Source organism: Caproicibacter sp. (genome assembly GCF_046707225.1).
GTDB lineage: Bacteria > Bacillota > Clostridia > Oscillospirales > Acutalibacteraceae > Caproicibacter.
The window spans coordinates 1-13,158 of sequence record NZ_JBJKOP010000008.1 but is presented as its reverse complement, the minus strand read 5'-3'; the positions used below and the strand labels follow the sequence as shown (position 1 = coordinate 13,158).

The following is a 13,158-nucleotide window of genomic DNA, read 5'->3' as shown; positions in this document are numbered from 1 at the left end:
CTGCAGCCCGTTGATTATTGTACCCCTATAAAAATTAAACAAAAAAGGGATTGACCTTAACACAATGACAAGGTGTAAGATAGTTCAGGAATCGATTCCCAGGAGGCAAGCATGTTTACAATCGGAGAGTTTTCAAAGCTGAGCCATATTTCGGCACGGATGCTGCGGCATTATGACGCCATTGGCCTGCTGCGTCCCGCGCACGTCAATGAGCAGAACGGTTATCGGTATTACGACGCCGCGCAGCTGCCCGTTCTTCTTCAGATTGAAACTCTGAAGGACTACGGATTTTCGCTTTCTGAAATTTCGGAATTGCTGGCGCTTTCCCGGGAAGCGCTGGCAAAAAAGATCCACGCAAAGCGGCTGCAGGCATACGACGAATTGCATAAGCTTCGAAAAACTCTCCGACGAATGGAAGACGATATCATCAATATGGAGGGTAACCGTATGGTTCAGGAAAAATACCACGTCATTGTGATGGATACGCCCGCTCAAAGGGTGTTCGGGCTTCGCAAAACAATCAGTATCGCGGAGGTTCACGACCTGTTTCAGGAATTGCTGCGGGAAGCCGGCCGGCGGGGTCTAAAACGAGCCGGCGCAACCCAGCTGATGTATCACGGCAAAGAATTTTCCTATGACAGCATGGATGCGGAAGCACAGGTTCAGGTTTCCGGAGACGGGCCGGACGTTCAGGAAATCCCCGGGCAGCTTTGCGTCGCAACCACGCATGTCGGTCCTTACGAAACCGTAAAATACGCTTACGACGCCATCTGCGATTGGATGGCCGGGCATCCGGAATATCAAATCAGCGGCCCGGTCATCGAACGGTATCTGAAAGATGAGCATTCCGTTTCCGACCCGGATGAATATGAAACCGGGATCCTGTTTCCGGTGACAAAAGCCGAATAAATCCCTCGCGCATTCGGGCCGCCCGCCCGGTTAGGACGACAGCTTCTCGTGACTGCCGTCTTTTCCAAATACCCGGCGAATAAGCGGCACCTTGATGCGAATCGCGCTTTGCGGGCAAAGCTCCTGGCAGCAGTAGCAACGGATGCAGCGGTCATAACGGTACGACGGCGGATTACTTTTATTCCCGTCGTGCCAGTCGACCGCTTTCGGCGTTACGGGGCACATTTTAACGCAGACGCCGCATTTAACACATTTGTCCGCTATGATATACGGCCTGGGCACAAGAGCGTTTTTGATAACCGCCATGCCGCCGCCCGACCGTCCGGCTTTCATCGGCTTCCGATTCACCCGGAAATCATTCGCAACAAAGCTGTCGACCGGGTCCCCGAGCAATTCGATTTCCTCTTGCCGGCATGTACCCAAGCCCATTTCGATGCCGGCCTTGTTCGTTAAAACCAGCTCCGGATTCAGATTCATCAATCTGCATACCGTAGTATCCAGCGCAACGGGGTCCGCCGACAGCAGAAGCACATTCATTTTGCGGGGGGTTCCTCCCCGCGGGCCGTTGCCTTCCATCGCCAGTATTCCGTCCATGATAAAAAGCCTTGGACGAATGTAGGAATTCAAATCGATCAGCATTCTGGCAAATGCCGCGGCATCGGGGATTCTGACATGGAATTCTCCCTTCCGAGGTCCGGGGATGCACCCGAACTGATTCTTAACGGCTCCGGTCACGCGTTGAAAGGCATGCGTCTTCATTTTAGGCAGGCTGATGACGCCGTCGCTGTCGAGCACTCCGTTTGCAATCGTAAACTTTTTATTCTGACGCCCCTCGGAGAAAAACACTTCGCGGCCGGATTGAAAATCCGCCGGGGCAATGCCAAGCTCCGCGGCAACAGCCTCGATTCCGCTCCGTTTCGCCGCGTGCTCCGGATTCTGAAAGGCCGGTGAATCTCCATAAGTGAGTTCCGCCCCCGCTTTTTGAAATATTCCGGCAACCGCTTTGAAAACAGACGGATGCGTCGTAACACATTTTTCGGGAGGATCCGCGGAAAGCCAGTTTGGTTTCAGCAGAATTGTCTCACCAGCCGACACAAATCCGGCAGGCCCCCCAAGCAAATCGATCCCCTTTTGAACCGCTTCTTTCACATGGCCGAAATCATAATCCTCGCAGCGAACCAATGCAACCTTGGATTTGCTCATTACGATTCTCCTTTGTAACTATCTCTCTAACCGCAGTGTGGCACACGGCAGATACTTTGTCAAGCGCTTTTCAGTTTTATTCGTGGAATTTTCGCCGGCGCATACTGGCACAACAAGAAAACAGGCATGACCCTCGTAGAACAAGTGGTCTGCCTGTTTTCTTATGGTATCTTCTCGCTTCTTGCTCTTATTGATCAGCAGGTAAGAACAGGCTCTTGAGAAGTCGCCGCTTTAAACCTTCGAATCTCCAAATTTGCTGCCGATAAATTCCATACCGGAAATTTCTCGGCAAGAGCCGGATCCGTCGATCCCCTGACGCAGAGACTGCTTTCCATTTTCAGAAAAACCGGTTCACTCTTTTTTTCGCCGGAAATCTGGCGAAGCAGGATTTCCGCCGATTTTATTCCGATGGAGTAAGTATCTTTCGCAATGGCGGTAATTCCGGGCGGAATCATCGACGCCCATTCCCAGTCGTCGAATCCGCATACTCCTACGTCACACCCAGGAACACATCCAACCCGCTGCATTGCGAGAAGGACAGGAATTAACGCAACACCTTTGAAATCCCATTTGCTGCAGATGCCGCATACAGTAATAAGTACTGTTATAGTTTTCGGCCGTCACCGTGTCGATCACGCCCTTTTGCGCGATGCATCGGCCCGCCAGAACAATCGGGACGCCTCTTCTCTTCAGGTTGATTTAGGCACGCGGCTTTTGTCAGTCCTCTTTTTTCTCGGGGGCAGTCAGGTGCCTTGACACGGCCGCAAACGAATTCTGCGGCAGGAAAGGACTTCCCGCCGCATTCACGGATGGATAATCCCAGCCGCCATTGGAAAGGATCAGAGAAAACGCGGCTTTCTTTGCGTTTTGAAGATGCTCCGTCATATGCCGGGCCGCCTGCTCGAACTGATCGGACAGAACCGCGTCCAGTATCCTGATATGCTCCTGATTCGACCTTTCCATTCTTTCCTCAATCTTTTTTCCGGATAGAATGCGGATTCGGCGATTTTGAACCTGTATGTTGTCATACGTCTGGATTAAGTACTTGTTTTGCGTGGCGGATATAAAAATGTGATGAATCTCATCATCGACCTGATAAACCTCGTCAATATTTTCAAACGAATTATTTTGAGAGTAATAATTTTTATAGTTCAGAATTGTCGCTTTATCGATTTTATCGGCGTACCCCTCAATTGCAAACGGTTCGATCAGCAACCTGACTTCATAAATCGAGCTGATTTCATTAATGGATAAATCGGACACAACGATTCCTTTTTTGGGCAGAATCCTCACCAGATTCTCCTGCTCCAGCCGACCGATCGCATCCCGAATCGGCGTCCTGCTGACTCCGATTTCTTTCTGAAGAATATTTTCGTTTAGGAATGTGTTGGGAAGATATTCACAGGATACAATCTTCTCCTTAATCATTTTATAAGCTTTTTCTTTTAAACTGTTTTCACTCACATTAATATCCTCTAGAATACATGTTGTATTTTACATGCGTATTTTTGTTGGTATTATATCATGCTCAGAAAAGAATTTCAAGTGTTATTTTTCTTTTCAGAGAGATATGAAAAGTATCATTCAACAAAATATCTGAAAATATAAAAACATTATTGACAATTTGATGAATTTAGTTTATTATTTGATGTATACAACACGGTATACATACATTAACATATCAACGCAAAGCAGGGAGGACTTACGATTGGAAAGACTTTCGAAGAATACATATTCCGGCAGCAAAGAATACCCCATTAAAGTGTTGCAGTATGGCGAAGGGAATTTTCTGCGCGCATTTGTCGACTGGCAAATAGAACAGATGAATCAAAAGGCGGATTTTAACGCCGGCGTCGCCATCATTCAGCCTCTGCCACAGGGAAACGCAGCCCTTCTCAACGAGCAAGACCGCCTGTACACGCTTTTTCTGCAGGGGATGGAAAACGGAAATTCGGTCCGCACCCACAGCGTGATCGGCTGCGTAAACAAAGCAATCAATCCCTATGAAAATTATCAGGATTATCTTTCCCTGGCCGGATGCGAAACACTGCGTCTGGTGGTTTCAAACACAACGGAGGCAGGAATCGCTTTCGACCCGGCCTGCGGCCCGGACGATGCTCCTCCAACCTCTTACCCCGCGAAGCTGACGCAATTCCTGTACCGCAGATATCAGGTTTTCGGCGGAGCGAAAGATAAGGGGCTGATCATTATCCCCTGCGAGCTGATCGACCGCAACGGAGAAAAACTGAAAAAATGTGTTTTACAGTACGCGGAGCAGTGGAAGCTGGAACATGGCTTTATTGAATGGCTCAATCAGTCGAACACCTTTTGCTGCAGCCTCGTGGACCGGATTGTGCCGGGATACCCGAGAGACACCATTGATGAAGTGACAAAGGAGCTTGGATACATAGACAAGGCGGTCGACGTAGGAGAGCTGTTCCACCTTTGGGTCATCGAAGGCCCCAAATGGATTTCGAACGAAATTCCGTTTGAAAAGGCCGGGCTGAATGTGAAGGTTGTAGCGGATATGACGCCATACCGCACCCGGAAAGTCCGCATCCTGAACGGGGCGCACACGACCCTGGTTCCGGTTGCCTACCTGCTTCATCTGGACACGGTCGGCGAAGCGGTCGACGACGCGCTGGCCGGCAAGTTTCTTACGCAGGCCGTCGAGCGGGAAATCATCCCGACGCTCGACCTGCCAAAGCAGGAACTGGAAGACTTTGCGAAAGCAGTTTTTGATCGCTTCCGCAATCCGTTTGTCAAGCACTACTTAATGAGCATCGCTCTGAATTCTTTCTCGAAATACGAAACCCGCGTCCTGCCTTCTTTGCTGGAATACCTCTCGAGGACAAAAGAACTGCCGAAGCATCTGGTGTTTTCGCTCGCCGCTCTATTGGAATTTTACCGCGGCAAACGCGGCGAAGAGTCCATTGCCCTGAGCGACGAAGACGCGGTGCTTGAACTGATGAAAAAGCAATGGGCGGCTTATGACGGGACGGAGAAATCTTTGCTGAATCTGGTCCGCGGTGTTTTGTCGTTCGAGTCCGTCTGGAAGCAGGACTTAAACCTGGTGCCCGGATTGACAAACGCGGTCGCGAAGGATCTGTCCGAAATTGAAAAATCCGGCATGAAAAAGGCGGTTGAACAGATCGTGCAGGGATCCTGAGTATGAACAAAGCAATCAAGATTAACGACAAAGACAATGTCGCCGTGGCTTTGTGCGACCTGAAAAAAGGCGAACCGGTCGAACTCGGCGGCAAAATCATAACGCTAGTGGAAACGATCGCCCGGGGACATAAATTCGCGCTCTCCGATCTTTCGGCGGATTCCGAAATCATCAAGTACGGTTTCCCGATCGGCCGTGCGAAGCAGAATATTCCATGCGGAGCCTGGGTTCATTCCCACAACATGGCGACAGGCCTTAACGCTGCCGGAGACGAGTACCGTTACCGGAAAACACCCCTGCCGGTGGACGTTCCAAACCGCAATTTGACGTTTGACGGCTTTCGCCGCTCAGACGGCTCCGCGGGAATCCGCAATGAACTGTGGATTGTACCCACCGTCGGATGCGTCAACGGAACGGCTGAACTGATTGTCCGCCGATTCAGAGAAAAGCTCAGTCCGGTGCATGCCGAAGCAATCCGAATTCTGAAACACAATTACGGCTGCTCCCAGTTGGGAGATGACTTATCCGCCACAAGACGCCTTCTGGCGGACTTTACGCGGCACCCGAATGCGGGCGGGGTTCTGGTTCTCAGCCTTGGCTGTGAGAGCAACACGCTAGAAAGCTTTCAGCGGGAGCTCGGCTCTTTTGACGAAAGCCGCGTCCGTTTTCTTGTCGCTCAGGAAACGGATGACGAAATTGAACGCGGCGCCGATTTATTGGCGGAGCTGAACGACCGAATGGCCGGCGACCGCAGGGAGCCGATTCCATTAACGGAGCTGCGGGTCGGTATGAAATGCGGAGGGTCGGACGGACTTTCCGGTATTACTGCAAATCCACTGATCGGCCTGTTTACCGATTTTCTGATTTCTCAGGGCGGGACATCGGTTTTGACGGAAGTTCCGGAAATGTTCGGCGCAGAAACAATCCTGATGAACCGTGCCCGGGATAATAGAGTCTTTCACGAAACGGTTCATTTAATTCGTAATTTTAAAAAATACTTTACGGATGCCGGGCAGCCGGTTTATGAGAATCCGTCTCCCGGCAATAAAGCCGGAGGAATTACGACTCTGGAGGAAAAATCGCTTGGCTGCATTCAAAAAGGCGGGTCGGCCGAAGTGGAGGACGTCCTTCCCTATGCGGGACGAATCACACAGAAAGGGCTGAATCTGCTTTGTGCGCCCGGAAACGATCTGGTTTCCGCCTCCGCCCTAGCCGCAGCAGGCTGTCAAATGGTTCTGTTTTCAACAGGAAGAGGGACGCCGTTCGGAACGGTTGTTCCGACTATCAAAATTTCAACCAATACGCAGCTTTCGGAAAGAAAGCCGCGATGGATTGATTTTGACGCGGGTCCGATTGCGGCCGGCAAAAAAAAGGAAGATCTGTGCAGCGATTTGACCCGGCTTGTTTTGCAAACTGCCTCTGGGCAGCAAACATGCAGCGAAAAATATGACTTTGCCGAGATTGCCGTCTGGAAAAACGGAGTCACCCTGTAATCCCATTTTTTCAGACAGGTTAACAGTCTTATCCCGGAAGGGAGGATAATCAGAAAAGCAGTCCATGTGGGAATTATTAAAAACAAGATATGAAATTTGTTAATTGGAGGAGTTTATTATGAACAAGGCAATTTCCATCCTGCTTGCAGGCACATTGGCATGCACAAGTATTCTTGCGGGTTGTTCTTCCGGTCAAGCATCAAGTTCGGCAGCCCCGACTTCAGCCGGGAATTCCGCGGCGGCTTCCGCCGATTCCAGCGGTAAATCATACACATTCCGTTTCTCCGAAATTCAGGCGACGACACACCCGGCTTCCCAGGCAGACGCAAAGTTTGTGGATCTGGTTAAGGAAAAATCGAACGGCAGAATCAAGATTCAGGTTTACTACAATGCTCAGCTCGGCGATGAAAAGTCAGGCGTGCAGCAGGTGCAGTACGGCGGACTTGATTTCACCCGCGCCAGTCTTGGCGTTCTGTCCGGATTTGACCAGGAGCTGAACACCCTGTCCCTTCCGTACCTGTTCTCCAGCAGCGACCAGATGTGGAATGTGCTGAACGGCGATATCGGCAAAAAATTCCTCGACGGAATCTCAAGCTCCAAAATGGTCGGCCTGTGCTGGTACGACGCCGGTTCCAGAAACTTCTACACCAAAAAACCGGTAACAGACCTTTCGGGCCTTAAGAACATGAAAATTCGCGTGCAGGAATCCAGCCTGATGATGGATATGGTCAAGGCACTCGGCGCCAGCCCAACCCCGATGGATTACGGCGAGGTTTACTCCGGCCTTCAGAACGGCGTCATCGACGGCGCGGAAAACAACCTTCCATCCTATGAATCCACCAAGCATTACGAAGTTGCCCCCAATCTGCTTCTGGATGGTCACAGCCGTCTGCCGGAAATGATGCTGTGTTCGCAGAAGACCTGGGATTCTCTGTCGCCCAGCGACCAGAAAATTATTCAGGAATGTGCCGAAGAAGCTTCCAAGGTAGAGCGTCAGCTGTGGGCTGATTCCGAAAAGAGCGCCCTGGATGAAGTAAAATCCAAAGGCGTCAAGGTAACGGAGCTTTCCGCGGATGAACTCAAGAAATTCCAGGATGCCGTACAGCCGCTGTATGAAAAATATGCCAAGGACAACTTGGATCTGATCAAGCAAATCCAGAACACAAAATAACTTTCGATCCTCAGTCATGAGCCGCTTTTTCCGCGGCTCATGACCCTTAAATAAGGAGAACTCTATGAACACCAAGAAAAATCCGCTCGACCGGCTGATGTATGGTATTTCCTTTCTGTTCGATTTCGTTTACAGAATATTGGAAGAGTATTCCAAAATTGTAATGCTGGTCATCGTTCTTATCGTCAGCGCACAGGTCATCTGCCGCAAATTTTTGGGTTTCAGTATTTCCTGGTCCGACGAGGTTGCCCTGCTTCTTATGGTATGGATGGCCTTTATTTCTATGGCAATCGGTGTAGAAAAGAAGCTGCACATCGCCATAGAAATGTTCTTTAAAAAATTTCCCGCTCCCATACAAAAGATTCTGAATGTTATTAACAGCCTTGTCACCGTCCTGTTTGGCGTTACGCTGATTGTTTACGGCATCATGATGACGCAGGCTTCGATGGGGTCCATTCTTCCGGCGACCGGCTGGCCCAGCGGCACCCTGTACATTATGATTCCGGTTTCCGGGGTTTTCATCTGTTACTACGCGCTGATCGATCTGTTCCATTTGGAACGGTACCGGCACAGGGAATTGGAAGAAGGCTTTCATAAGGAGGAAAACACATGAACCTCAATTTTGCCATTGCTCTCCTTCTGATCAGTTTCGTCATCTTTATCATCTGCAAAATGCCGGTCGCCATCGCGCTGGCCAGTTCCACCGCCATCACCATGCTGTATCTGCAGATCCCGGTCATGACGCTGGTCCAGCAAATGAGTAAATCCATCGACAGTTTTTCCCTCATGGCGATTCCGTTCTTCATATTCGCCGGCGAACTCATGGGGGCGGGCGGAATATCCGACCGTCTTTTAAAATTTGCCAATGTAATTGTCGGCCGTCTGCGCGGCGGACTCGCACATGTAAACGTTTTGGCAAGTATGTTCTTTGGCGGCATCTCCGGTTCCGCCGTTGCCGATGTCTCTTCCCTTGGCTGCATTGAAATTCCGATGATGACTGATGCAGGCTATGACGAAGACTTTTCTGTTGCCGTAACAGTTACCAGCGCCTGCCAAGGCGTGCTGGTTCCACCAAGCCACAACATGATTATCTATTCTCTTGCAGCCGGCGGCGTTTCCATTGGCTCTTTGTTTATGGGCGGAATCCTTCCAGGGGTTTTGCTTGGGATCTGCCTCATGATTGTTTGCGGAATTATAGCCGTAAAACGCCAGTACCCAAAAGGAGAAAAAGTAAGACTGCGTGATGCCCTAATTATTACGCGTGATGCTCTTCTGGCTCTTGGCACCATCATCATTATTATGGGCGGCGTTGTTTCAGGCATTTTTACCGCGACGGAATCCGCAGCATTTGCATGCATTTACGCATTTATCATTTCTATCTTTTTTTATCGCGAATTAAAATTGAAGCAAATACCCAAGCTCTTGATGAACACGATCAAGACTCTCGCTGTTGTATTTAGCCTGATTGCTTCCGCCGGTGCGTTCGGCTGGCTGCTTGCTTATTTGCAGGTTCCCACGTTGATTTCAACTTTTCTGCTTTCCGTCACCACCAACCGTATCATTGTATTTTTATTGATTAATCTGATGCTGCTGGTACTCGGCTGCTTTATGGATATGGCCCCGCTGATTCTGATTGTTACTCCGATTCTGCTCCCTGTTGTGGAACAATACGGCATGGATCCGGTTCAGTTTGGTGTCATGTTGATTTTGAACCTTGCAATCGGCCTTTGCACACCACCGGTTGGCGGCGCATTGTTTGTAGGGTGCAGTATTGGCAAGATTCCAGTTGAAAAAGCAACAATGGCTATGCTGCCAATGTATGGCGCCATGGTGGTTGCATTAATGCTAGTCACCTTTGTTCCTGCCATATCTCTCTGGATTCCCGGCCTACTGTAAGTCTCGGTACTTTTTACAGCGGCTCTTTATACATCAAATTTAGTTTTCAGCGCGTTCTCCTTTGTATTTGCCCGTGTTTGTTATTCGCAATATGCATTCAGAAAGGATGTCAAGATGAAACCGTTTATGGATGAGGATTTTTTGCTTACGAACGATACCGCCAAAAGCCTGTATCACGAGTATGCCGAACAGATGCCAATCATTGACTTTCATTGCCATATCAGTCCAAAAGAAATTGCGGAAAACCGCAATTTCGAAAACATTTCGCAGGTCTGGCTTGGCGGAGATCATTATAAGTGGAGAATCATCCGCTCAAACGGCGTGGATGAGGCGGAGATCACCGGCTCACAAAGCTCCGACCGCGTAAAATTCCAGCGTTTTGCCGAAGCGCTGCCGCGCGCCATTGGCAACCCTATGGTCCACTGGACCCACTTGGAGCTAAAGCGTTACTTCGGCTGCAATCAATTTCTGACAGCGGAGTCAGCGGAAGATATCTGGAATCTGTGCAATAAAAAGCTGCGTGAAGATTCCCTTTCGGTGCGGGGCATCATTCATCAGTCAAACGTGAAAGTGATCGCAACAACAGACGACCCCGCGGACGACCTGTGCTGGCACAAAAAGCTGCACGGCGACCCCACATGTGATTTTCTTGTCGTTCCTTCCATGCGTCCCGACCAGGCGATGCGGGTGGAAAAACCGGAATTTGCCGTCTACATACAAAAGCTTTCCAAAGCTGCCGAAACTCCGATTCATTCCATAGACGACCTGTTCTCCGTACTCGCCGCACGCATTGATTTCTTTGATTCCATGGGCTGCCGCGCTTCCGACCACGCTCTGGAGTATCTTTTCTGCCGGGCGGAAGGAACCGCAAAAGCGGACACAGTTTTCAAGAAAGCCCTGAACGGAGAGTCCCTCTCGACGGAAGAAATTGAAGCCTACAAAACAGAGCTGCTCCTGTTTTTGGGGGAACAATATGCAAAACACGACTGGGCGATGCAGATTCATTACAATGCACTGCGCAACAACCGAACCAGTCTGTATCACGTGCTGGGCCCCGACACCGGCATGGACTGTATCGGCACCGCCGCCTGTGCGGATGGTCTGGTCGCGTTTCTGGATGCTTTGGACGCCCGCTGCGGTCTCCCGAAGATGATTCTTTATTCGCTGAATCCAAATGACAATGCGATGCTCGGCAGCGTGATCGGCAGTTTCCAGGGCCCCGGTGTACGCGGAAAAATTCAGCATGGCTGCGCGTGGTGGTTCAATGATTCCAAAGCCGGCATGGAAAACCAGCTGACCAGTCTTGCAAATCTTTCCCTTCTGGGCAATTTCGTAGGCATGGTGACGGATTCCCGCAGCTTTCTCTCCTATACCCGTCATGAATATTTCAGGAGAATCCTGTGCAATCTAATCGGTTCCTGGGTGGAAAACGGAGAATATCCCAATGACAAAAAAATGCTGGAATCCATCATAAAGGGAATCTGCTATGAGAATGCGAAAGCATATTTTCATTATGATGTTTGACCCGGCAAAATTCTGTCGCACTCCGTTTGAATTTTATTGGGATTTGCATTAAGATATAGGTGAATTTTGGTGCATGTCAAACCGGTTGTCCTCAATCGGTGCTGCTGCGCCATTTTACTTTACGCTGAAAGAAGGAACATGATCATGAGAGACTTGGATTTTGAGGTAATGCATGTCGGATTCAACTGTAAGGACACGGCAGAGGCACAGCAAACGGCTGACTTATTACTCAGCCTGTTTGGCTTTTCGGAAACAGACACGCCGATTTCTGTTTTTTCCAGTTCCAAAATTGAGATTATGAAAAAGAAGGGCGCCGGAACCCTCGGGCATATCGCGATTGGAACCACCGACGTTCCGGAAGCAAAAAAATATTTGGAAGGCAAGGGAATCGAATTTGACGACGGCACGGCAGCCTACAACGAAAACGGAGAATTAAAGCTGATCTATCTAAAGAAAGAGATTGCAGGTTTTGCATTTCATCTGCTAAAAAAATAAGCTGATTTTGAAGGATGGAGAATTACATTGGTACAGACTTTATGCTGTCCCGACAGCTCCGCCCGACTGGACTGTTATCCTGCTTCTTCCGAACGGATTCTGCCCGCCGTCGTCATCTGCCCCGGCGGCGGATATTCCTGGCTTTCTCCCAGAGAAAGCGGGCCGGTTGCCGAAATGTTTCGTCAAAACGGATTTCACGCGTTCGTACTCAGATACACGGTGGAAAATCCTCCCCTTGGCTTTCGGCCGCTGCGGGATCTGTCCTGGGCTGTTAAGGAGGTCAGAGAACATTCCGGCGAACCGTATGTTGACCCCAATCGGATCGCGGTCTGCGGCTTCTCGGCAGGCGGTCATCTGGCAGCCAGCCTTGGGGTATTCTGGAATAAGAATCGTATTTTCCCGGACGCTTCGCTATGGGAGCGTCACAGGCCAAACGCTTTGATTCTGGGGTACCCCGTCATTTCTTCCGGCCCCTTTGCTCACCGTGAAAGCTTTGAGCGCCTTTTCCAAACCGAGGAAAAGCAAAGCCTTTTCTCACTGGAAAATCAGGTGTCGGACAACGTCCCGCCGACTTTTCTTTGGCATACGGTTCAGGACGGAGATGTCCCCGTTCAGAATTCAATGCTGTTTTTAAACGCCCTTGTGGAACATCATATTTCCTGCGAACTTCATCTGTTTCCGAAAGGGGTGCATGGCCTTTCGCTGGCGACACCCGAGGTCGAAGAACCCGAAAAGAGCCGCTTCGCAGATCCTCACGTTGCATCATGGAGTTCTCTGTGCGTCGAATGGATGCACCAGACTTTTATCCAACTATAATACTCATAGCTCAATTACCGCGGCGGGAATCGATTCCCGCCGCGTTTCTGATTTCGCAGCACATTTTGCCGCGACGACATCCACTTCTCAGAGTCGCTGAGAACGAACCGTTTCTACCAATAGCATATCGGCTAAAATCGTATTCTTCTCATGTGAAAATCAACTTAAACTAATTTATGCAATATGTTGCAGAATTTACTGTTAATATTGACGGTTAGTCCTTCGCGTGGTATAAAGGAACTGTAAGAGATGCAATCGTTTGCATAAAGTTTCCTGTTAAGGCGCTTTACATGTGCGCAGTGTAATCTCGCCGTATTTACGGAACAACTATTTAAGTATCGCAAAGGAGATCTTGTCATGAGTAAGAAAAAAGTCATTGACTATAAGACCATTTTCCCCGCAATCTGTGTTCCACTGAATGACGATTACAGCATCAACGAAGCTGAGCTGCGGAAATATGTCCGCTGGCTGGCATCCTTTGA

The 13,158-nt window shown here is 49.7% G+C and carries 12 protein-coding genes; 9 read left to right on the top strand and 3 right to left on the bottom strand.

All coding sequences use genetic code 11. The annotated features are described in order from the left end of the window. Positions 1-111 precede the first annotated feature (111 nt). The gene (locus tag ACLQ3M_RS00880; protein WP_411675828.1) at positions 112-909 is read left to right on the top strand and encodes a MerR family transcriptional regulator; all 798 of its coding nucleotides are present in this window, start codon (positions 112-114) and stop codon (positions 907-909) included. A 30-nt stretch (positions 910-939) separates the two neighbouring features. On the opposite strand, the gene ACLQ3M_RS00875 is transcribed toward ACLQ3M_RS00880, so the two are convergent. From ACLQ3M_RS00875 to ACLQ3M_RS00865, 3 genes are all read right to left on the bottom strand, one after another. Continuing rightward, complete coding sequence (locus ACLQ3M_RS00875; protein ID WP_411675826.1) at positions 940-2,112, bottom strand: DUF362 domain-containing protein; 1,173 nt, start codon at positions 2,110-2,112, stop codon at positions 940-942. Positions 2,113-2,306: 194 nt separating this feature from the next. After that, a complete protein-coding gene (locus ACLQ3M_RS00870; RefSeq protein WP_411675963.1) occupies positions 2,307-2,657 on the bottom strand; it encodes a substrate-binding domain-containing protein in 351 nt (116 codons plus the stop codon). Between the two features lie 172 nt (positions 2,658-2,829). Then, entirely contained in the window at positions 2,830-3,576 is a 747-nt protein-coding gene (locus ACLQ3M_RS00865; RefSeq protein WP_411675825.1) for a GntR family transcriptional regulator, read from the bottom strand. 244 nt (positions 3,577-3,820) lie between these two features. On the opposite strand from ACLQ3M_RS00865, the gene ACLQ3M_RS00860 reads away from it, so the two are divergent. From ACLQ3M_RS00860 to ACLQ3M_RS00825, 8 genes are all read left to right on the top strand, one after another. Further along, positions 3,821-5,281 (top strand): tagaturonate reductase, encoded by a 1,461-nt coding sequence (locus ACLQ3M_RS00860; RefSeq protein WP_411675824.1) that lies wholly within the window; start codon positions 3,821-3,823, stop codon positions 5,279-5,281. 2 nt (positions 5,282-5,283) lie between these two features. After that, entirely contained in the window at positions 5,284-6,774 is a 1,491-nt protein-coding gene (locus tag ACLQ3M_RS00855) for a UxaA family hydrolase (protein WP_411675823.1), read from the top strand. Between the two features lie 118 nt (positions 6,775-6,892). Beyond that, positions 6,893-7,945, top strand: coding sequence for a TRAP transporter substrate-binding protein (locus ACLQ3M_RS00850; RefSeq protein ID WP_411675822.1), 1,053 nt, complete (start codon positions 6,893-6,895; stop codon positions 7,943-7,945). A gap of 64 nt (positions 7,946-8,009) precedes the next feature. Then, positions 8,010-8,558 carry a TRAP transporter small permease gene (locus ACLQ3M_RS00845; RefSeq protein ID WP_411675821.1) on the top strand — a complete coding sequence of 183 codons (549 nt, stop codon included), beginning with the start codon at positions 8,010-8,012 and terminating at the stop codon, positions 8,556-8,558. Then, positions 8,555-9,841, top strand: coding sequence for a TRAP transporter large permease (locus ACLQ3M_RS00840; protein ID WP_411675820.1), 1,287 nt, complete (start codon positions 8,555-8,557; stop codon positions 9,839-9,841). Before ACLQ3M_RS00845 ends, ACLQ3M_RS00840 begins: the two co-directional genes overlap by 4 nt. Before the next feature lie 114 nt (positions 9,842-9,955). Then, positions 9,956-11,365, top strand: coding sequence for a glucuronate isomerase (gene uxaC / locus ACLQ3M_RS00835; RefSeq protein ID WP_411675819.1), 1,410 nt, complete (start codon positions 9,956-9,958; stop codon positions 11,363-11,365). A gap of 144 nt (positions 11,366-11,509) precedes the next feature. Beyond that, positions 11,510-11,860: a VOC family protein gene (locus ACLQ3M_RS00830; protein WP_411675818.1), complete on the top strand. Its 351-nt coding sequence runs from the start codon at positions 11,510-11,512 to the stop codon at positions 11,858-11,860. Positions 11,861-11,887: 27 nt separating this feature from the next. Further along, positions 11,888-12,676: an alpha/beta hydrolase gene (locus tag ACLQ3M_RS00825; RefSeq protein ID WP_411675817.1), complete on the top strand. Its 789-nt coding sequence runs from the start codon at positions 11,888-11,890 to the stop codon at positions 12,674-12,676. Positions 12,677-13,158 lie beyond the last annotated feature (482 nt).

What these genes read in the sequence shown, in the direction of transcription:
- ACLQ3M_RS00855 (WP_411675823.1), top strand. Translation starts at nt 5,284, where the DNA reads ATGAACAAAGCAATCAAGATTAACGACAAAGACAATGTCGCCGTGGCT.
- ACLQ3M_RS00875 (WP_411675826.1), bottom strand. Translation starts at nt 2,112, where the DNA reads ATGAGCAAATCCAAGGTTGCATTGGTTCGCTGCGAGGATTATGATTTC.
- ACLQ3M_RS00880 (WP_411675828.1), top strand. Translation starts at nt 112, where the DNA reads ATGTTTACAATCGGAGAGTTTTCAAAGCTGAGCCATATTTCGGCACGG.
- ACLQ3M_RS00830 (WP_411675818.1), top strand. Translation starts at nt 11,510, where the DNA reads ATGAGAGACTTGGATTTTGAGGTAATGCATGTCGGATTCAACTGTAAG.
- ACLQ3M_RS00850 (WP_411675822.1), top strand. Translation starts at nt 6,893, where the DNA reads ATGAACAAGGCAATTTCCATCCTGCTTGCAGGCACATTGGCATGCACA.
- uxaC (WP_411675819.1), top strand. Translation starts at nt 9,956, where the DNA reads ATGAAACCGTTTATGGATGAGGATTTTTTGCTTACGAACGATACCGCC.
- ACLQ3M_RS00840 (WP_411675820.1), top strand. Translation starts at nt 8,555, where the DNA reads ATGAACCTCAATTTTGCCATTGCTCTCCTTCTGATCAGTTTCGTCATC.
- ACLQ3M_RS00845 (WP_411675821.1), top strand. Translation starts at nt 8,010, where the DNA reads ATGAACACCAAGAAAAATCCGCTCGACCGGCTGATGTATGGTATTTCC.